The sequence below is a fragment of the Aequorivita marina genome (genome assembly GCF_031631895.2).
Lineage (GTDB): Bacteria > Bacteroidota > Bacteroidia > Flavobacteriales > Flavobacteriaceae > Aequorivita > Aequorivita marina.
Window position 1 is genome coordinate 57,264 of record NZ_JAVMBW020000011.1, and the last position, 20,782, is coordinate 78,045.

Genomic DNA, 20,782 nt, shown 5'->3' on the forward strand with positions numbered 1-20,782 from the left:
GCTTACTAAGAATAAGAGAAATGAGAGAGTTAAATATTGAGCAGGTAAAAGAAATTCAGCTATCAATATTGCAAAAAGTAGCGGATTTTTGTGATAATAATGACGTTTCTTACTTTTTAGCTGCAGGCACCATGTTAGGTGCAGTTAGGCATAAAGGCTATATTCCTTGGGATGATGATATTGATATAATTGTTCCAAGACCTGATTTTGAGCGTTTGCTTAAACTATTTGATGTCGATAACCTGTCGTTAGGCTATCCTTCATTGTCTTCAAATTACCTTTATCCGTTTCTCAAAATTTCTGATAATAGAACTTATTTAAAGGAAGAGTTTACTTCAGAAATGAATATAGGAGTTCATATAGACGTCTTCCCTTTAGACGGTTTCCCAGAAGAGGATAAGTTAATAGACTGCCACTTAAAAAAACTAAAATCCCTTAGAAAGCCAATTTTGTTTAAAGCTTTTAAGTTTGGTAATTCGCTTAGCAGTTATAAAAAGACTGTTTTGAGTGTTGCTAAGTTTTTTACACCTATAAATTACTATATCAAGAAAACTATTAAAACGGCTAAGTTGTATGATTTTGAGTCGAGTAAAAACGCTGGTATTGCTGTTTGGGGTTATGGAAAACGGGAGATTTGCCCTCGTTCAGTTTTTGATGATAGCGTTATAATAACTTTTGAGAAGAGAAGATTTAAAGCTCCAATTGGATATAAACAATATCTGGAAAATTTATATGGAGACTATATGCAATTACCCTCAAAAAATGAAAGAAAGCCTAAGCATAGTTTTAAAGCCTTTTATAAATAAGATAATCAATTAAAAAGAGGATGTCTAAAGTATTAATTTCTACTATTGTCCCTATCTATAATTCAGCCAATTATTTAAAAAGGTGTTTAGACTCTATGTTGGCTGCTCAAATTAATGGTGTAATCAATGAAATTATTTTGGTTAATGATGGCTCCACCGATCATTCACTAGAAATTTGCAAAACGTATGAGAACAATCATAAAAACATCAAAGTTGTTTCTCAAGAAAACCAAGGCTTGTCAGGTGCAAGAAATACCGGTTTAAAAGAGGCGACAGGCAAATATATTTCCTTTGTTGATAGCGATGACACCGTTAATGCTAACTACTTTAGAGCTATCCAACCCCATCTTAGTGAGGGTTATGACATGATTCACTTTGGATATAATAGAGTTAATAATGGAAATATTCAGGAATATTTACCAATTGAACGAACCTTTACTAGAGTCGAAATAAATGATTTACTTGTTAATACCTCTAACAATAAAGTTCTTTGGTTTGTTGTAAGACGAATATATAAAAGAGAGTTTTTATTAAAACACAATATAAAATTTGATATAGAATTGAGGTATGGTGAAGACTCCACATTTATGTTAAGGATCTTTAATAATCTTGAGAGCTTTATTTCATTGAATAAATCATTATATAATTATTATGATAATGAGGATTCGCTAACTGGTCAAAAATACAAACTAGCCTTATTAGATAAGTTTGAAATTCAATATAAAAAAAGGAAGGAGGTGAAAGTTCCTGACGTTAATGATAAACTAGTAAAAACTGACATTGCAAATAATTATATTAATCACTCACTATTCGCTTTATTAAACAATTTAAAAAATGCTCCAAAAGGTTTTGATAAATTGAATGAGTTAGAAAAAATGAGACATTCAATCGTTTTTCAAGACTGTTTTCAAAACTATAAATATGATTGGAAACGTCCAAAACGTTCCTTAATCATTAAACTGTTCGAACTAAAACAATATATGCTGCTTTTTAAAATACTTAAGATAAATGCCTAAAGTATCAATTATTCTTCCCTGTTACAATGTAGAAAAGTACATTGCAAAGAGTATTCAATCTGTATTGGACCAAACCTATACCGATTTTGAATTATTGGTGGTGATTGACGGTTCCCCAGATAATAGTAAGGCTGTTACAGAGACCTTTAAAGACAAACGTATTCGTATTTTCGAAAAACCAAATGGCGGGCTATCTGATGCCCGGAACTTTGGTTTGGAACGTGCAAAAGGAGAGTTTATTTACTTTATGGATAGTGACGATTGGATTGAGCCAGATCTGTTAGCCGATAATATGGCCCTAATAGAGAAAAACAATCTAAACGTCGTGGTTTTTGGATACATTCAAGATGATGAAAACATAGCGGGGAACGTAATTAATAGTAAACAAATGGCACCCCCTAAAATCTGTTTGGAAAAAGGAAAGGATAGTTTCCCCACAGATACTCATATAATTGGCATTTTAGGATATGCCTGGAACAAAATCTATAGAAGGAGTTTTTTACAGAAAAACAATATCATGTTTGAAAAGGGCACTTCCCTCATAGAAGATATTCTTTTTAATAGTCTGGTGTATGAAAAAGTTGATACTCTTTGTTTTAATGATAAATGTTACTATCATTATCTAAACAGACAAGTACCCACATTGATGAAAAAATTTCATGTAAATTCTTTTAAGTTGAGTAAAAGAAGGATGTTTGCAGTCGATGAATTTTTAAATGAATGGAAAGTTGAGGAGGCTATAAGAGAACAGCGAAAAGCGGCTGGGGTTGTGGGTGGAATAAGATATAGTATCCATAACCTCTATGCTTTTAAAAATCAATTAAGCGAAAAAGAATCTAAGACGTATGTGAAAAATATGCTTAATGATCCTTTAACGGAAAAATATATAGGCCTCTATAAAAGTAAAACAAAAAAAGATTTTCTCTATAAAATCATGATCGAATATAAAATGCTAAATCTTTTAACTCGACTTGCAAAATTAACAAAGGAAAAATCAAGGATATGAGTTTGAAAAACATTCTAGATTTTAGGAATAAGTATTTTGTTTTACTTCAATTACAGCGGTTTAAGGCCCCAGCTTACTTTAAGGATCATAAGGTTGAACCGAATAAGAAGCACGCCTTTATTTTTTTAGCTGCAGATTATGGAAACCTGGGAGATGTTGCCATTACTTATGCCCAGACGAAGTTTTTAAAGGATAATTTGGGTAATGATTTTCAAGTTATTGAAATCCCTATAAGTCAAAGTTTGGAAGGGCTTCATTTTGTAAAGAAAAATATTAAGTCCGGTGATATTGTTACTTCTGTTGGTGGTGGAAATATGGGTGATATGTATGATCAAATAGAATATATTCGTCAGTTGGCAGTGCACTCTTTCCCCAAAAACAAGTTTATTTCCTTTCCCCAGACTTTTGATTTCTCAGATACTGTTCAAGGAAATAAAGCCTTGGCAGTGGCTAAAAGGTTATATAATGCCCACCCAGACTTATATATGGTGGCGCGAGAAAAAACCTCCTATGGTTTAATGAAAGCGCATTTCAACAAGGCCAAAGTTTTACTTACTCCAGATATTGTAATTAGCTTAAATAAAGAACAGCCAGTGCGTGAACGTAAAGGCGCGGTAATTTGTTTAAGGGCGGATAAGGAGAAGAATTTAACTGAGGAACAATTTAACTTTATCCATTCTCAAATTAAAAATAGGTTTGACGCCGTACGTTTTAATGACACGCATATAGATCGCGATCAATTAAGCATTTCAGAAAGAGAAACAGAATTGGAAAAAATTTGGAATACCTTTAAAACTGCTGAATTGGTGATAACAGACCGCCTACATGGTATGATCTTCTGTTATATTACCAATACTCCTTGTTTGGTTTTTCAAAATAACAATCATAAAGTACGGGAAACGTATGATTGGATTAAAGAAAATAAAAATATTAATCTTGTAACGGAGTATTCCGAAGAAAGAATCAAGGAATTTATGGCCCAAAATAAATTCAATATTGGTGAAATCCCAGAACTTTCGAGTAATTATAAACCTTTAATAAAAGCTCTTAAATATATTTAAGTATAACATTTGGTTAGCTTGGGCAATAAACTCAATAGGGAACTGTGAATATTATATATTCATTTATCGAAATAATAATCTTTTATCGTGGAATTAAGAAAATATTGAAATGAAAAAAATAAAAAAATCAATAAAGAAGAATCTCTTAAATTCTGATGCAGGTGCGTTGATGTTCTATAAGATTAGAGCAATAAGAGAGTCCCTCTCTCTTTTCTTAACTAACGATTATAATTATATTAAAAATGACTACCGAAAGCGTTTTGGAAGAGAGATAAATTTAAAAAATCCAAATACTGTTTCTGAAAAATTGCAATGGTTAAAATTATTCTATCGTAACGAGAATATGCCCATTTGCTCCGATAAATATGATATAAGACTATACCTTAAAAAATTTGGATATGAACATCTATTAAATGACGTTATTGGAATTTATGAATCTGAAAAGGAAATCGATACCCTTGAAATAAACAGTCTGCCGAAGTCATTTGTAGCAAAAGCAACCCATGGAAGCAGTTGGAATTTGATTTGTAATGACAAAGAAAAATTAGACTGGAAATTTCAAAAAAACATTTTCAAACAGTGGTTAAAACTCAATTTATATGTTTTTGGTAGAGAATGGAATTACCAATATTTAAAACCGAAACTTCTAATTGAAGAGATGATTGAACATAAACCTTTGATCGATTATAAAATAACTTGTTTTAACGGTGAACCTAAATACTTTCAAATAAATACTGAAAATGAAAATGGACGGTTTGTTGATTTTTATGATATGGAATGGAAGAAAATGACGGTTACTTTAAAAGGATATCACGTTTCAAACTATGTCACTCCCAAACCCCCTGCTTTGGAAAAACTTTTAAGCATAGCCAAAGATTTAAGTAAGGAATTTCCTTTTGTACGGGTAGATTTTTATAATTTTAAAGACACCATAATTTTAGGGGAATTAACATTTTTTCCCGGTGGTGGTTTGACTGCCTTTTATCCCGAGACAGAAAAGTATGAACAACTTTTTGGATCGTATTTATCTTTGCCAAAACCAAATCATAATATTGAACTTTACAATAAAATCAACGCCTAGATAGTACAAATTATGACTAAGAAAAATATTTTGTTTTTAATCAATAATTTAGGAAGTGGTGGTGCAGAAAAGGTGTTAGTGAATTTAGTGAACAATATTGATAAGAACAAGTATAAGGTAACCTTAAGAACCTTAATAGATCAAGGAGCGAATAAAAAATTAGTATCAAATTCAGTTACCTATGAGTCAGTTTATAAAAAGGGTTTCAAAGGGATAAATTATCTTCACCTTTTACCTAAAAGATACATTTATAATAAAATAGTCTTTGGTAAATTCGATATTATTGTGGTTTATTTACATGGTGTATTAACTAAAATAGTAGCTAATGCACCTTCATCACAAAAAACAATAGCATATTTACATGCCAATATGCACAACTCCCCTTTTATAAAGAGCTTTAAAACTAAAGGAAAGCTTCAATCTTGTTTTAAAACCTATAATGCAATTGTCTCAGTTAGCAAAAGCGTAGAGGACTCCTTTAGGGCTGTATCGGGCATTGAAGAAAAACTACATATAGTTTATAATACGTTCGATGTAGAAGGAATAAAGGCAAAAGCCGCAGAAAAAATTGAGCAGGAATACGAACATGATGGCCCCATTCAACTCTGTGCAGTTGGAACATTAAATAAAGTTAAGGGCTTTGATAGATTAATAAACCTATTGGGAAGAGTAAAAAAAGAAGGAGATAATTTCATTTTAAATATCATTGGTGATGGTCCTGATAGACCATTATTACAGAAATTAATTGAAGAAAATAATCTTAAAAATAATGTCTTCCTTCTCGGATTTAAGAGTAATCCATATAATTATATTTCAAAAAGTGATTTGTTTGTCAGCGCCTCCCTTACCGAAGGTTTTAGTTCAGTAGTGGTAGAGAGTGTTATTTTAGGTGTTCCAGTATTAACAACAAATACTTCGGGAATGACTGAGATTTTAGGTAATAGTAACGAATTTGGGCTGATAGTTGAAAACAATGAAGAAGCTTTATATAGTGGTTTAAAAGAAATGATTCAGAATAAAGATCTTTTAAATGATTATAAACAAAAGGTTAAAAACAGGTCTTCGTTTTTTTCAACTCAAAAGACGGTGAAAGAAGTTGAAAGCCTTTTAGATGGTATCTAAAAAAGGTGATCAATCTCCTATTAATTAAAATTGCTGTTTTGTAAATTTTTACTTTTTCATAAAACATGTTTTCTGCCGTTGCGATTGGTTAAGGACAATTTTTAAAAATCAATGCAAAGTACTTGTAGTTATACTATTTTTGCTTTTCCTTTTAATATTTCAAGTTATTAATTAATGATTCAAGAAAAATCAGATCCTCGAATTACCATTCTTATGGCAATCTATAATTGTGCGCCTACACTTGCAGAAGCAATAGATTCAATTTATGCACAAACCTATACCAATTTTAAATTGGTGCTTTGTGATGATGGCTCTACTGATGATACTTATAAAATAGCCCAAGAATACGCAGATCGTTATCCGAATATTATTCTCCTAAAAAACGAAAAAAACATAAAATTAGCGGCTTCGCTTAATAGATGTTTGGAATATGCAGATACAGAATACATTGCCCGGATGGATGGCGATGATATTTCATTGCCCAGTAGGTTTGAAAAGCAGATTAACTTTCTAGATTCTAATCCCAAGTATGCAGTAGTTAGTTCCCCAATGATCTATTTTGATGAAAACGGGGATTGGGGCGAGGGAAAGTCTAATCCCACGCCCGGAATTGAAATTTTTAAAAAGGGAGCACCTCATCCGCACGCACCTTGTATGGTTAGAACGGAAGTAATGAAAGAAGTGAAGGGTTATACTGTAAGTCCTAAATTGGAACGTGGGCAAGATTATTATTTATTTTATAAAATTTATAAGGCAGGCCATATAGGCTATAACCTACAAGAGCCGTTATATAAAATGAGGGATGATAAAAATGCAATGGCTAGACGAACCCTTAAAAGAAGATATAATGCTTTTTTAATTAAAATGGAAATTTTAAGGGGTTTGGGCGTTAAGAATGGATTTATCTATGCATTGCCTAGTTTAATTAAAGGATTTATCCCTTCCTTTATAATGAAAGAGATTCGACAAAAGAGAATGGGTGCATAATTCTTTAAAAAATTAAGTCTAGATACCATTTGAAGGGTGTTTCATCATCTCATCTCTTTGATAATTGAAGACGGAATTGTTCCGCTTGAGACAAATTTTGTTTATTTTTAACCCTCTCCAGAAATCGTCGAAACGATTTTATCACTCGAGTCCCCAGCTGCGGTGTGACTATAACGAGGCTTTAACTTGATCATCAGATAAATATACAACTACTTTGCATTTGTCTCATATAGTCCTTTCGTCCCCAGAACATTCTCCGTTAACCTCTTTAATTACCTGTTCTCTGGGAGGAATAAAACCATCGTTTTCGGTAGTTCCCGGTTTGTCCATAGTTTTAAGTGAATGCTGGTAACGGGTAAAGTCCATCGAACTTTTATAGATTTTTTCCCGAAGAGAGAAACTGGCACAATAAAACCGAAATCACTGGTGCAAATCCACCAGAAATATCCAACACTAATTAATAAATATCCAAATCTAAGGTACCAGAATGATTCCAATATATTCCGATTACTATCGGAATTCATCGGGATTGTATCGAGGGCCGAAACAACAATAAAAGAGCCTCTGACTCACGCCAGAAGCTCCTTTTCAAAACCACCACTATAATTACAACTATTGTTTTTCTAAGCCTAAGCGCTTGCTCAACCATTTTAGTACTACTGTCACTAAAAAGCTGGTTACCGTTCCAAACGTTGCCATACATATTGTAACTATAATATTCTCTACGGGCAAATTGGGTAATATCCCGCATACCATTCCACCAAAAATACTGATCTTATAACTGTTCATAGGTCTTAAATTTAGCGGTTAACATCCAATAGCGGATTCGGTCCGGGGGCCTCCATCCCGCTGGGTGGTGGGTAGTCGTCATCATAACCATCGTTAATCACAGCCTGACTAACCAAAGAGGCTACTGCGCCTGCCACTATTAGGTATTCGGCAAGCGCTATAACAATTGACGGCAGTAGTATAGGTTCCGCAATCATCGTTCCTCCAATGGCCGTCATTCCAAGTCCGATATTTCGCAAGTGTCTAAAAAAGCGTGGCGTAGGCCGCTCCATTCGTTCAAATAAATCCATAATCCAAATTTTTTAAATTAATACTAAATCTTGACTATAACTAAGCACTCCTATATAATATGACTTCCCTATCACCTCCCCTCGGAGGAGGTCAGAACCGCCTCTTCAGCGGTTCTGGGAGGGGCAGCTCCATGAGGGGACAGCTCTAGCAGCGAACGGTTCTAGGTGGGGACGCTTCTGTGTAGATATAGTTTAATCTGAGAAAGCATAAATACCTCCCTTAGCCTACACGCCTCCTATCTGTAACACCATGCCGAGCCGAAATCCCAATCTCAAGTCTCTAAAAAAAACAATTTACGAAGCAATCATCGCCCTGAAAGCTCCGAGATCACTGTCAATGTTAATGCCTCCCCAGGCTCGCAAAATCCTTCAATCCGCATCAAGAGTAAATCTAAAGCCCTTCTAGACCCAAGCCCTTTGCCAATTCCAGTCAATTGGGAAACTGGAGCAATACATCCGCGTAACTCTTCAAGCGCATCATTTGCGGGGTGAATTAGAATACCACTTCGGTTTGGTACGTTTTTCAACAACAAATGATGTTTAAAAGTAGGGGAGTGAAAAACTGCCATTTCGTATGTACCATCTGGAATACATGATACATTTCGTTGATTTAGTCGCCAGGGTAATTCAATACAAAAGCAAAGAAAATGTTGCTTATGGAATAAAGCGCCGTTTGTGCCCGCCCGGTAATGGGTTCTGTGAAGATAGAGTCGCATAGCTTCAGTTTTTTAGGATTACAGCTGATCTACATCAACAATTGCCAAGGCATTAAAAGATCCGTTTCTAAGTGGATACATATCTCCATTAACTTCCTGGAAAAAGTTTACTCCTACTAACTGAATCACCGGTAAAACACTCCCTGCGCTAATACTAGCGCTTAGTGTCAATGCTGCTTGCTGGGTTAGATCCCAAGGAATAATTGGGGAAAAAGCATGATCTTCCTCAAAAGTTCTCTCTGGAAAATCTAGGGCGCAAATTCCCCCTACCATTTGAATATGTGTTGTCCCACGTGGCGCATCAATGGTCTCGTTTGGCACAAAAGCATCAATAGCAACATCATAGGTTCCCGCTGCCCGATCAAAAACTGGATTGTATCCATTAAAAAAAACTGTGTTGAGCTTAGCTTTCAGGTTAAAGTTAAAATCCTTCATTAAACTCATGTCTCCGTCCTGCACTGTTCTCTCGCCACGCTTGTTAAGCGCATCCGCTTTAATTACTCTCATCAGTACCTGCACTAATCTCGAAGTTATACGATTATCACTTGCCTGTCGCAGTAATAGTCGTTCCGCCTTTCTGATGAGCTGCCCACTTTTTCCAGCCGTTCCAAATTCCATCCCGTTTTCCCGAGTTCTTTTAAACGCCGGATCGTTCATAATACGGTTTTTCTCAATTCCGCCCTTTTCTCGAACCAAATACCCGTCTCCCGATTTGTAAAAGGTAAAATCTCCCATAGTACCTTTTAACTTAATAATTCCTTTTTGTTTTGCCATAATAACAGATTTTAAGGTTAAACATGCCATAAACTTACAGCCCAAACCTTCTGATTCAATATTTCAAAACACAGATTGCATGTTTTTGCATAATTCTGCATATTCCTGCATACTCAAAATGCCTAACACCAACTCCTTTCCCTACCACCCAATCAATTAATCAATGACAAGACCATTCTCATACTGTTCGAAAATACAAGTAGAAATAACCCTTATCTTTCCAGCTTAGAAAAGGGGGTGAAGCCATCCTAAGGAAGAACCTTACAAATTACCGACTCCTTCGTGGCGATACCCCAATGGCAGCCCGGAAATCTTTACTAAAATGCGAGGGATTCGAATATCCGCACATTTCAGCTATGGTTTTTATTGGTAAACTAGTATTCTCCAAAAGTAGCTTCCCTTTCTTAATCCGCTCCTTCTTTAAAAAACGGAACACCGTGATACCGTACATTTGCTTAAACCCGTATTTCAGCTTAAACTCATTCGTTCCAAACTTATTCGCCAATTCTGGTAAGTGGGGTAGAGGCTTCTCCAGATTTTCTATAATATACTGGTATATGGCCCGTAATAATTTACGATCCTTGACATTTGTTAAAACATTGGGCGGTTTATAGCTTTTTTGCTTTCTATAAATAGCTGGTCTCTTATGTGTTGCCTTGTCCTCTAACATTCTAGCTTGTAGAATAGGCTCATAAATGCTTACCATAAAATTTTGATTTTGGCTGCCTGTTGAAAAAAGAGGAGTAATAATACAGTAGTAAGGTCGCTCAGTTCTATTTTTATCTAACAAAATTAAGCTGTGCCGTTTATTGTATTTCATGGGGTAGAGGAGTTTGTTGCCCTTCGTTCGCCATAAATCATTATGGGTTTTGGATAATAGAATTAAAAAAGGTTTATGTATTAAATCCTCTGCTTTATAGCCTAATTCGGTCATTACATCAGAGCTTACATATTGTATGTTGAGACTTTTATCTAATATAAAGACTATATAAAGATGTTCTTGATGCTCCGTTTGAATATGGAGCTCTGAATACAGCTGCAAGGTTTCGCGCATTTCTTCGGCCATCATGTTTACCAATACTATAATGCTTTCTATAACATCGTCTTCCTTAGTTCTTGGAATTCGCATATTAAACTTTCCCTGTGCTATGGCAAACAAAGCGCTGCTGATGCTTTTTAACCGCTTATTGTCTTTCGTTCCCATTCCGCCATCTGTTAATCGTAACCTGAATTACTTTTTAAAAACTCCAAAGCTTTCTCTTTCTCCTTAAAAATGGCCGTGGGAACCGATGGTTTATTGCGGAATAGATAATAGCGAAGCATGTGCGTACTCAAATTCCTATCGTCAAAAATCACTAGTGCCTTGACCAATGTAGAACCTTCCCTTGCTAAATAGTCACGGGCAGGTTTACTACTGTCCTTGATACCGCGAGTGTCACAAAAAACTAAAAATGCTTCATTTTCCTGAAAATGAAGCCTGCTGGAAACGATATTTCTAGCAATTTCCAACGTGATATAGGCTATAGGCTTGTATAGACAAAACAGGATTCCATCTACCATGCCATACTTACAGTAAAGAGTTTCATGCGTTCGATCCATATCAAAATTCTATTTTATCACACTTCTAATTTAAGAAATATTTTAGAATAATCTTAAAAACATAAGTTTTTAAGTGTTGACGTTCAGTGCTTAAGAGTCGAAACTATGCTGTAAAGGATTAAGACTAGTATAAAAGGGATTATTCTATGATATCCTCTCCTATTAATTTGTGGGAAGTATAATTTTTTATAAACTTGGCTCTAGTTTAAAACAGCTATCATGTTGGATATTTGAAATTTTCGGTGTTTTTTCACCCTTTAGGGAAGGGGTAAAAATAAAATACCGAAATTCCGGTTATTTTTATCCTATCCCCAAAGTAATATCCGGATTTTCTCCATTCAGACCAACTTGAAACCCTTGTATTTTTAAATGGACCATTGAAATCAACGCTAGAATAAATTAGAGCCATAAACTTTAATCGAAATAAAGCCTAGAACTTAAGCTGATCTTTTTAAACGCTATAGCGAAATTGTCAAAATAGAGCGTAATTATATACTGCTGTATATAGAAACCTAATTCTAAATTAAAAACTTCCCCTGCGTCCTTCAAATTTATTGGTAGATGAGTGAATTAAAAAAATCAACATTATGGAAACGCTAATAAATAAATTTTGGAATTGCTTTTTAGCCATTCAATCCGATCTATTACATGCCAATAGTGTAGGGAATACCGAATTAAGAAATAAGCTATTTGGCAAGTTGTACGCAAAAGTAATTCAAGTAAACCCTGGATTGCAGATTTCTGTGCTTTTTGCATCAAACTTCCCCAATTCCTCCAGTTTGATATTCATTGTAAAAGGGAATTACCGCTTAAAAGCACTGGTGAATAAAGTCTTGATTGATGCCCCGCAATTAAAACGCTGGCAGTATCAGATGGGTATTAAGCCCTATGAGGAATCCCTAATTTCCCTCTGCTCAAAATTCAATTTTTTAGGCGCACAGACTATCATTTATGAAATTTACTTTGCCGTTTCAAAAGTGTATAAAACCTCGAATAAACTTCATTTAATGATTTATTTAGAAACGGATAGAAAATTCGCAAAGGCTGATCTTCGCGCTGCTATGGATAACATATTTTTATGGTTTTTGGGTGATACGCTCTATTATAGGCATATTAGTCAGTTTAAAATAGTTCGACGAAAATTTTCAAGAATTAACTTTATACCTCTTGATGAACTTCGAAGTTTTATTGGGTATAAACACTAGAAGCGGAAGAAAAATATAAAATAAACTAAAAACCTAACCCTTTACAATGGGTTATTAAAATGTATTAATGTAGTGTTGGAAAGTATATGAGCATACTTCACCTTGTACAAATGTACTTTTAATACCATTGTTATTTATTGTTTCCTAACCTTTAATACTAGTGGAATGCTAGTTTTATGCTAGTGTTTCCCTACATAACCTCTAGTATAGTCCTACTATCACAATAAGATTAAAAATATCCCTTCTTTTTCTTTCCCCAGAATTTATAAAATTAATAGACATTGCCGCCTGATAAAAATTTTGATAATCGCTGCTATTTCATTCATAATAAGGCCTTGAGGAAGTTATAAATTGTAACCCCTTGCGTTTCGAAAAATTATAAACGAAGTTGTATAAAAGTAGCATGATGAATACAAGCATGAGTTTTAAGCTGGTTAGTGCTCAGTCGTAATTCTTTAAATAGACAATAGTGATTAAAACGTATAAAAGCCACTAATACCCATTTACTTTGAAATGTAATATAGAAAACGAAGTTTCCTTTCGTTCCTTGATGCTATAATTGGTTTGTATCCAGCGCGGGGGATTCAAATTATGAGGAACCCGCCCGAAATGCAGTGAAAATAAAATGGAAAATGACCGAATTTAAAGGCGACAACATTTTGTTAACAAGGTAAAAGCCTTTCCCCAGTATATAATGAAATACGGTATGAGATGGGTATTTCCCTTCCATACAAAAGACTACGCCTTTCGTTACCGTCATTTAAAAGTGAACCTCTATGAAAAAACATCAATCTTTATGCAAGGCGATGAAGAAAATAAAGGAAAACCATCTCACAGCAGACGGCCTGGACCTTCCCGAGTAATAATCTATCCAAAGGATATTCAATTACTAACAGGGTAGTCTTATCGTCATGCCCTATATTTAAATAAGGAAATTAGAAATTACTTCCGTAAAAAGAAGCACCATCTCCTAACCATCTATGAATTTGCAGACTACACTGGTATCAACCCCGAAGTAATTATCACGCATATAAAATAGCCGCTCCATTAGAAACCCTTCAACTTTCTTTTAAAGAGTTCATAGCTCTTTTCGCCAGTCTCCAATCCATTTATAGTTTATCCAAGTTGGGGTTATATCAGTACAAGATTACATACTGCACTATAATCTAAACCATCAAGAACAATTATTAATTCATCACTCCAAACCTTCTCTCCTCAAATCAAAAAAGGCCACCATCACGGCAGCCTTTTTAAAAAAAATATATTTCTTAAAAATTACTTGATCTCAAGCAATTCTAGATCAAAGGTTAAATCCTGACCTGCAAGTGGGTGGTTTGCATCAACAATGATAAACCCTTCCTTAACATCGGCTATACGCAATTGGCGTTCAGAACCGTCAGGGTTTTTAGATACTAACCCCATACCAACTTCTGGCTTTATTTCCTGAGGAAGATTCTCATTTGGTATTTTTTGGAAAAGCTCTTTTTGTACTTCTCCGTAAGCTTCCTCTTTAGGAATGGTAATAGTTTTCTTTTCATCAACCTTCATATCAACCAGACCTTTTTCAAAACCGGGAATTAAACGGCCTTCACCAAGCTTTATCTCTAGTGGCTCACGCTCTACAGAACTATCGAACACTTGTCCGTTGTTTAGTTTCCCTGTGTAGTGAAGTTTTACGGTTTCATTTCCTGTTACTTGACTCATAATGTTTGTTTTTTCGATTATTTAATCAATAAGTGGGCAAAACTATAGGTTTGAGTCGCCAATTCCACAGAATGTAGGCTTTAATTCTAAGTTTTATGTAAACGTTAACGAAATGTTTAGTTCAACGTCAATAATCCTGTAATACACAGTAATACCATTTAAAACTTGAGAGTTAGCAACGACTTTTACGTTTTAGAAAAAACTTAGTTGTAAAGATTCTAAACCTTATACAAGAAATTAGAATGTTCCCTAAAAAATTAAACCGAACCTTAGTTTAAACTATTTTACAGCACTTAGAACTTTATTTGCAAAAGGAAAAAAACCAAAATAATCCATAAAAACGCCCCAATTGTTGCAGCTTTTTTTATTTTTCTCACATCTCACATCTCACATCTCACATCTCACATCTCACATCTCACATCTCACATCTCACATCTCACATCTCACTCCTTCCATTCTCCCGCTTCCAAGATTTTTTCCTTTCTATTATCGCGGTCTGGATCATAGGTTTTATACATTTTTCCCATTTGCGCTAAGTGCTTTTCAGGGTTTGCAGTTCCGCGGTGACACATTACACAATTTACTACATGTACTTGCTGAGGTTTTGGATCTGGAAAATATGGCTTAAAATTATTTTCGTTAATATCGTCTGTCATTTTAATCATTCCCCGAGCAATCTCCTTTTCAATTTTTGCATCGCTGGAAAAATCCAATTCGGTAGGGTCGGTTTTACTGGGTACATGACAATGATTACATTTTACGCCAAGAGAAAGCGCGTAGTTTTTCATCAATCCATTGAGGCTGTCTTTTGAAATATCCTTCGGGAGTACTTTTAGGTTTTCCCATGGTGGCTGTGGCGCATACCCTTCATTTGCCAAAGGCGCAGATTTAAATGCATATAAACCCAATACCAGAAAAATAATTCCAATCCCTGAAAAAATTGCGAGTAGTTTCTTCTTTGTTTCCATAATTATTTTGCTTTAAGATGAATGAAAGATTAAGGTATTAAAAATTAGCTTTAGAACAATTTTAAATTAAAAGCTTCGCGCTTAGAGCATTAATAATACAGGGACTTTTCCCCATGCTAATTGTGAACATCTATTCCTTTTTTTAATTTGTAAGCATATTATAAATCCAATAGCGTCCTAAACGTTTATAAGGTACTCCTTGAAAGCCTTTATTTAATTGGGATTTAGGAGTTATATGAACCTTAAGGGTTATAATTAAAAAACCTATTTTTGGCCTATCGAAATTTTATCGTAAAATTTGAAGTGAAGTCCCCGTAAAATTTTAGGCTGTCTGAGCCAACCAAGATAGTCATCGAAGCACTGGTTTTAAAGGCGAGTTCCTAAAATTTAGGGGACGAACGAAAAATTTAGAAAAAATTTCGTAAGCCTAGCCCCGACAGCTGTACGGGGTTTTTGGTTCGTTCCGATAGCTATCGGAATCATCAATGGAAAAAATGAACAGGTTAAATATTTAGGACAGGATTGTTATAAATCCTATTTTTGGCTTCCTAAAAAAAAACAACTATGAATGTAACTTGGTATGAATGTAAGGTGAAATACAAAAAAACACATGAAACAGGAGAGCAAAAAGTAACAACAGACACCTATCTGTTAGATGCCGTTTCTTATACCGAAGCCGAAGCGCGAATTACTGAAGAAATGAAGGCATATACCGATGCGGAGTTCAGAATTATGAATATAAAAGTAGCCAACTTCGCCGAAGTACATCCGTTTGAAAATTCCGATCGCTGGTTTAAATCAAAGGTCTCCTTAGTGGCTCTAGATGAGGAAAGCGGGAAGGAAAAAAAGACCAATATGTATTTGCTCGTACAAGCCAATGATGTAAAAGAAGCTTTTGACAACAGCACAAAAGCTATGGCAGAGACAATGGGAGACTATACAATCCCTTCAATTACCGAATCGCCAATTGTCGATGTATTTCCATACTTCACGGGAGAGGAGGAGCAGCTGGAAAAATTTAATGTTTTGGAAATTGCTGAGCTTGTAGAACAAGAAGGTTAGTTTGAAAATTGACTTAGGACTTTAAGACGTAAGACATAGGACTAAAATGGAAGTCATAAACCTTTTGTTTTAAATTGATTGGTCTCAAATAGAGTTAAAACTATGTACTTTAGTGCATCTCGCTTTAGCTTCTAAAAACTTTCGCCACGAATTCCGCGAATATTCACGAATCTATTTATTCTCTAAAAATGCATTCGGATGAGACGAGACTCTATTAATTTCACGAATAAAACAGACTTTCAGTCTGTTTAAAAAATCTATGGTACTTTAATCCATAGTGGTTTATTTCAGCCGTTAGCAGATTTTAGGAATTATTATTCGTGCAATCTCGAAAAGATTTCAAACAGTTTAATCTTTATCCAATTATTAATATGTAAGAAATTAAGTCTTACGTCCTACCTCTTATAGCGAAGCAGTCCTATATCTTTGTCCAACAGTACTGAATTTTAACTTTTAATACATTAAGCATGAATACAAACAGAAAATACGGCATTGGTGGAAGTACACCAGAAAAAGAACTTTCTAAATTAATCGAACCAACTTCAAAGCCTAACGCCATTGGCCAAAAGGAGTTTCAGGCTCGAATCCAAAAGGCGTGCGTAGCCTTAAAATCTGAAGGGTTGGATGCGTTATATATAAATGCCGGCACCAACTTACAGTACTTTACCAATACACAATGGAACCCCTCTGAACGTTTGGTGGGCGCCCTTCTTTTTGCCGATGGTAGCCTGCATTATGTAGTTCCAGAGTTCGAGATTGGTACGTTTAATGACTTTATAGGTGTTCAAGGAGATATTATTCCTTGGAAAGAACACGAATCACCAGTTCAGAAGATAGCGGAAGCAGTAGCAGAAGGTACTCGTTTAGCTATTGATGATACTACGCCTTTTACAATGGTGTCACATTTTCAGGAACATAAAAAATTTAAAATTAGCAGTGCCGAAGTGTTGATACGCGATATTAGGATGCTTAAAAGTGAAGCCGAAATAGCCCATATTCAATACCCCATGGATTTAACCATGCAAGTGCACCAGGCAGTAGCACGTATTTTAAAACCAGGTATTACCACGGCCGAAGTGGAAGATTTTATTGATAAAGCACATAAAAAACTTGGTATTGCCAGTGGCTCTTATTTCTGTATCGTGCTTTTCGGCAAAGACTCCAGTTTTCCCCACGGTGTAAAATCGCCCAAAGCCTTGGAAGAAAATGATATGGTCTTGGTAGATACCGGAGCGCAGTATAAAGGCTATCTGTCTGATATTACTCGAACGTATATCTATGGAGACGCTACTGAAAAGGAAAAGAAGATCTGGGCAAATGAAAAAGCCGCGCAATTGGCCGCTTTTGATGCCGCCCAACTCAATAAACCTTGTGGTTATATTGATGATATGGTTCGGGTTCAATTAGAAAAGGACGGACTGGGACCAGATTATGACCTTCCGGGCTTACCGCATCGTACGGGGCATGGCATTGGCCTTGAAATCCATGAACATCCATTTATTTTAAGGGGTAATGCTATTAAAATCCAGGCGGGAATGGCCTTTAGTATTGAACCAATGATTGTGGTGCCAGACGAATTTGGCGTTCGTTTAGAAGACCATATCTTTATGACCGAAGATGGGCCACAATGGTTTACAGAACCATCACATAGTATTGATAACCCGTTTGGGGTATAATATTGATAATTAAATATAGCTGTTCAATAGCGTCCTAAACGTTCATAAGGAAACCATTGAAAGCCTTTGTTTAATGGGGCTTTAGAGATAATATGAAGCTTAGGGGTCTGTAGTTGAGAATTCCTGTTTTTTGGCCTATCGAAAATTTATCGTAAAATTTGAAGTGAAGTTCCCGTAAAATTTTAGGCTGTTTGAGCCAGCAAAGATAGTCATCAAAGCACTGGATTTAAAGGCGAGTTCCTAAAATTTAGGGAACGAACAAAAAATTTAGAGAAAATTTCGTAAGCCTAGCCCCGATGGCTATCGGGGTTTTTGGTTCGTTCCGATAGCTATCGGAATCATCAATGAAATCAAAGATTCACGAACTCCAATTTTATTATTTAAAAGAGTGAGTAAAAAAATGAACAGGTTAAATATTTAGGACAGGATTGATAGCTGTTATAAAACCTAATATAGAATGGTGTTATAGCAGCTATAATTAGTTATGATAAACCATGAATGAAAAATAGTTGTTCTTTAACCTTTTAACGATCCTAGGACAAAACACGCTAACATAGTTAGGTTTCTCGATTTTCGTATCGTATTTTTCTGTTTGCAAACTAAACTTCTGGACGCTTTTGGAGTACCCAATTAAATTCTTTCGTTTAAAAATTAAAACACGACCTAATTTGTGTAAATTATGATTTTAAAATTATAGCGTCTTAAACCTTTTTAATAATCTCTGTTAAACACCTCTTTTATTAATATTTAAGAAAGTTTAATTTTTTAAGGAGTTTAAAATTAAATGTCAAATCGGCCTATCGAAAATTTATCGTAAAATTTGAAATGAAAGTAGCGTTAAAAATTTTAGGCTGTTTGAGCATTATAAATTTTTATATTTAGCAAAAATATCAAAGCGAGTTCCTAAAATTTTGCTACCGAATGATAAATTTAGATAAAGTTTCGTCAGCCTAGACTTTTTTGTTGAAGCCTGTCCTGAGCGGAGTCGAAGGGTTTTGGGCGATGCAAAAAAGAAAAGAGGTTAAAAAACAACAGAAAATTTTTCAAATGGATAACAAAGTTTCTTTAAGACAGGATTAATTTTAAATAATTAAACGCAAAATCTTTTCAAAATCACAGTTTATGAAATTTGTTGGTAGTCAATTAGCCTATTATTTAAGCGATAGGGAGTTTAAAAGAAACTCCAAGGTGCTTTTTAAATACTTGGTTTTTCTAGCGATAGTCATTGTTGTTTTTTCTGTTTTTTTCCACTTCATTATGGAAATAGAAGGACAAAATCACTCTTGGATTACGGGTTTTTACTGGACGCTTACCGTAATGAGCACCCTAGGTTTTGGAGATATTACCTTTGAATCTGATATGGGCCGGTTTTTTAGCATCGTTGTGTTGCTTACCGGTATATTTATGTTACTCATCTTTTTGCCCTTTGCCTTTATTAGGCATTTTTATGTACCGCTATTAGAATCCAAAAAGAAGAGCAGAGTGCCGCGAAGCGTTCCACCCAAAACAAAAGATCATATTTTAATATGTGCCTATGACGTTATTGCAAGAGATTTTACTGAGCGATTAAAACAGGAGGACACACCTTATTTCGTTATTGAAAATGATCCAGATAAGGCGCTTAAAAATTTTGACGAGAACGTTCCAGTCATATTTGGAGAGTTGGATAATGAAAAAACTTTTAGCTGTGCCAATGTAAAGGATGCAAAACTGGTCCTGGTCAATAGGGACGACATTGTTAACACAAAAATTATTCTTACCATACGTAATCTTGCGCCCAATATTCCTATTGTTGCCATTGCTACAGATGATGAATCGGTAGATGTCCAGCAACTAAGTGGAGCGGATCATGTTTTGCCCATAAAAAGATGGCTTGGAGAGCAATTGGCCAACAGGGTTAATGCCCAGCATGCAAAATCGCAGCCCATAGGTCAATATGAAAATCTATTGATTGCCGAATTGCCCATCCACCATACTTCCTTAGTTTCTAAAACTATTCGCGAGACCAGATTAAGGCAGAAGTACGGCGTGAGTATTGTAGGAATTTGGAAACGCGGGCGGCTACATCCAATCACGGGGAGCGAAAAACTATCAGAAGATAGCGTTCTGGTTATTATCGGGAACCAAGAACAGCTCCAAAGCATTGATGAGTTATACTTTGACTATCTAGCCAACTCTAATCCCGTTGTGCTTATTGGTGGGGGTAGAGTAGGCTCGGCAGCCGCTGAGTCTTTACATAAAAACGGAGTCTCGGTAAACTTAATAGATAAAGATTCGTCGCTCTGTAGAAAAGTTAGTCCTTTTTGTAACAAAGTTTTTACCGGAAGAGCTTCTGATTACGAATTGCTTAAGGAAGCAGGAATCATGGAAGCTCCCTCCGTCTTGCTTTCTACCCATGACGACGCTATGAATATCCACTTGGCATCCTATTGCCGTAAGCTGAATCCAGATGTGCGCATTGTAAGCCGGATTTCAAAAGCCCGAAATATTGATATCATGCATAGGGCCGGTGCTAATTTTGTGTTGAGTTATGCAACCTTGGGGTCTGAAGCAGTACTTTCCATTTCAAAAGGGCAAGAGCTAAATATACTTGGCGAAGGCATTAAATTATTCAGTACCTCAATACCCTCAGTATTAGTTGGGAAATCATTGGGAGAGTCTGGAATAGGTGCTAAAACAGGGCTTTCTGTTATTGCCGTAAAAGAAAATGACAATGTAGAAACCTTGTTATCGGCAGATACCATACTTCCGCGTAAAGCTGAAATTATCATGCTGGGGAACATTGAAATGAGAGAGAAGTTCAATAAAATATTCGTTAAGGATATTTAATAGACATAATTAGCATTTAACCTTGATACGTTATTTTTGAGCGAAACGCCTAGATTACTATCTGTATTGACTTATTAACCAGAAATTAGTG

The 20,782-nt window shown here is 35.3% G+C and carries 20 protein-coding genes; 12 read left to right on the forward strand and 8 right to left on the reverse strand.

Going from position 1 to position 20,782, the window contains the following annotated elements; genetic code table 11:
* The first annotated feature begins 20 nt into the window (after positions 1-20).
* The 7 genes from QPK98_RS11765 to QPK98_RS11795 all read left to right on the forward strand — a co-directional run bounded on the left by QPK98_RS11765 (position 21) and on the right by QPK98_RS11795 (position 7,079).
* Positions 21-806, forward strand: a complete 786-nt coding sequence (locus QPK98_RS11765; RefSeq protein ID WP_310993598.1) for a LicD family protein — start codon at positions 21-23, stop codon at positions 804-806.
* A 20-nt stretch (positions 807-826) separates the two neighbouring features.
* Positions 827-1,822, forward strand: coding sequence for a glycosyltransferase family 2 protein (locus QPK98_RS11770; protein ID WP_310993599.1), 996 nt, complete (start codon positions 827-829; stop codon positions 1,820-1,822).
* Positions 1,815-2,828: a glycosyltransferase family 2 protein gene (locus QPK98_RS11775; protein ID WP_310993600.1), complete on the forward strand. Its 1,014-nt coding sequence runs from the start codon at positions 1,815-1,817 to the stop codon at positions 2,826-2,828. The genes QPK98_RS11770 and QPK98_RS11775 overlap by 8 nt, the downstream gene beginning before the upstream one ends.
* Complete coding sequence (locus QPK98_RS11780; protein WP_310993602.1) at positions 2,825-3,889, forward strand: polysaccharide pyruvyl transferase family protein; 1,065 nt, start codon at positions 2,825-2,827, stop codon at positions 3,887-3,889. The genes QPK98_RS11775 and QPK98_RS11780 overlap by 4 nt, the downstream gene beginning before the upstream one ends.
* Before the next feature lie 109 nt (positions 3,890-3,998).
* Positions 3,999-4,970, forward strand: coding sequence for an ATP-grasp fold amidoligase family protein (locus tag QPK98_RS11785; protein ID WP_310993603.1), 972 nt, complete (start codon positions 3,999-4,001; stop codon positions 4,968-4,970).
* 12 nt (positions 4,971-4,982) lie between these two features.
* Positions 4,983-6,092, forward strand: coding sequence for a glycosyltransferase (locus QPK98_RS11790; protein WP_310993604.1), 1,110 nt, complete (start codon positions 4,983-4,985; stop codon positions 6,090-6,092).
* Positions 6,093-6,266: 174 nt separating this feature from the next.
* On the forward strand, positions 6,267-7,079 hold the full coding sequence (locus QPK98_RS11795; protein WP_310993605.1) for a glycosyltransferase: 813 nt from the start codon (positions 6,267-6,269) through the stop codon (positions 7,077-7,079).
* 612 nt (positions 7,080-7,691) lie between these two features.
* On the opposite strand, the gene QPK98_RS11800 is transcribed toward QPK98_RS11795, so the two are convergent.
* From QPK98_RS11800 to QPK98_RS11825, 6 genes are all read right to left on the reverse strand, one after another.
* The gene (locus QPK98_RS11800; protein WP_310993607.1) at positions 7,692-7,868 is read right to left on the reverse strand and encodes a hypothetical protein; all 177 of its coding nucleotides are present in this window, start codon (positions 7,866-7,868) and stop codon (positions 7,692-7,694) included.
* Positions 7,869-7,879: 11 nt separating this feature from the next.
* Positions 7,880-8,158 carry a hypothetical protein gene (locus QPK98_RS11805; RefSeq protein ID WP_310993609.1) on the reverse strand — a complete coding sequence of 93 codons (279 nt, stop codon included), beginning with the start codon at positions 8,156-8,158 and terminating at the stop codon, positions 7,880-7,882.
* Between the two features lie 305 nt (positions 8,159-8,463).
* Positions 8,464-8,874 (reverse strand): DUF5675 family protein, encoded by a 411-nt coding sequence (locus QPK98_RS11810; RefSeq protein WP_310993611.1) that lies wholly within the window; start codon positions 8,872-8,874, stop codon positions 8,464-8,466.
* Positions 8,875-8,892: 18 nt separating this feature from the next.
* Positions 8,893-9,648 carry a hypothetical protein gene (locus QPK98_RS11815; RefSeq protein WP_310993612.1) on the reverse strand — a complete coding sequence of 252 codons (756 nt, stop codon included), beginning with the start codon at positions 9,646-9,648 and terminating at the stop codon, positions 8,893-8,895.
* Between the two features lie 268 nt (positions 9,649-9,916).
* Positions 9,917-10,852 carry a helix-turn-helix domain-containing protein gene (locus QPK98_RS11820; protein ID WP_310993613.1) on the reverse strand — a complete coding sequence of 312 codons (936 nt, stop codon included), beginning with the start codon at positions 10,850-10,852 and terminating at the stop codon, positions 9,917-9,919.
* An 11-nt stretch (positions 10,853-10,863) separates the two neighbouring features.
* Entirely contained in the window at positions 10,864-11,247 is a 384-nt protein-coding gene (locus QPK98_RS11825) for a DUF7793 family protein (protein ID WP_310993615.1), read from the reverse strand.
* Positions 11,248-11,834: 587 nt separating this feature from the next.
* On the opposite strand from QPK98_RS11825, the gene QPK98_RS11830 reads away from it, so the two are divergent.
* Complete coding sequence (locus QPK98_RS11830) at positions 11,835-12,452, forward strand: hypothetical protein (protein WP_310993617.1); 618 nt, start codon at positions 11,835-11,837, stop codon at positions 12,450-12,452.
* Between the two features lie 706 nt (positions 12,453-13,158).
* Entirely contained in the window at positions 13,159-13,353 is a 195-nt protein-coding gene (locus QPK98_RS11835; RefSeq protein ID WP_310993618.1) for a hypothetical protein, read from the forward strand.
* A gap of 374 nt (positions 13,354-13,727) precedes the next feature.
* Here QPK98_RS11835 and QPK98_RS11840 read toward each other — a convergent pair whose 3' ends face one another.
* Both QPK98_RS11840 and QPK98_RS11845 read right to left on the reverse strand, forming a co-directional pair.
* The gene (locus QPK98_RS11840; RefSeq protein ID WP_310993619.1) at positions 13,728-14,156 is read right to left on the reverse strand and encodes an FKBP-type peptidyl-prolyl cis-trans isomerase; all 429 of its coding nucleotides are present in this window, start codon (positions 14,154-14,156) and stop codon (positions 13,728-13,730) included.
* A 443-nt stretch (positions 14,157-14,599) separates the two neighbouring features.
* Positions 14,600-15,124 (reverse strand): c-type cytochrome, encoded by a 525-nt coding sequence (locus QPK98_RS11845; RefSeq protein WP_310993620.1) that lies wholly within the window; start codon positions 15,122-15,124, stop codon positions 14,600-14,602.
* Between the two features lie 564 nt (positions 15,125-15,688).
* Here QPK98_RS11845 and QPK98_RS11850 point away from each other — a divergent pair.
* The 3 genes from QPK98_RS11850 to QPK98_RS11860 all read left to right on the forward strand — a co-directional run bounded on the left by QPK98_RS11850 (position 15,689) and on the right by QPK98_RS11860 (position 20,691).
* On the forward strand, positions 15,689-16,186 hold the full coding sequence (locus QPK98_RS11850) for a DUF4494 domain-containing protein (protein WP_310993621.1): 498 nt from the start codon (positions 15,689-15,691) through the stop codon (positions 16,184-16,186).
* A gap of 467 nt (positions 16,187-16,653) precedes the next feature.
* Entirely contained in the window at positions 16,654-17,862 is a 1,209-nt protein-coding gene (locus QPK98_RS11855) for a M24 family metallopeptidase (RefSeq protein WP_310993622.1), read from the forward strand.
* Between the two features lie 1,122 nt (positions 17,863-18,984).
* On the forward strand, positions 18,985-20,691 hold the full coding sequence (locus QPK98_RS11860) for a potassium channel family protein (protein ID WP_310993623.1): 1,707 nt from the start codon (positions 18,985-18,987) through the stop codon (positions 20,689-20,691).
* The last annotated feature ends 91 nt before the right edge of the window (positions 20,692-20,782 follow it).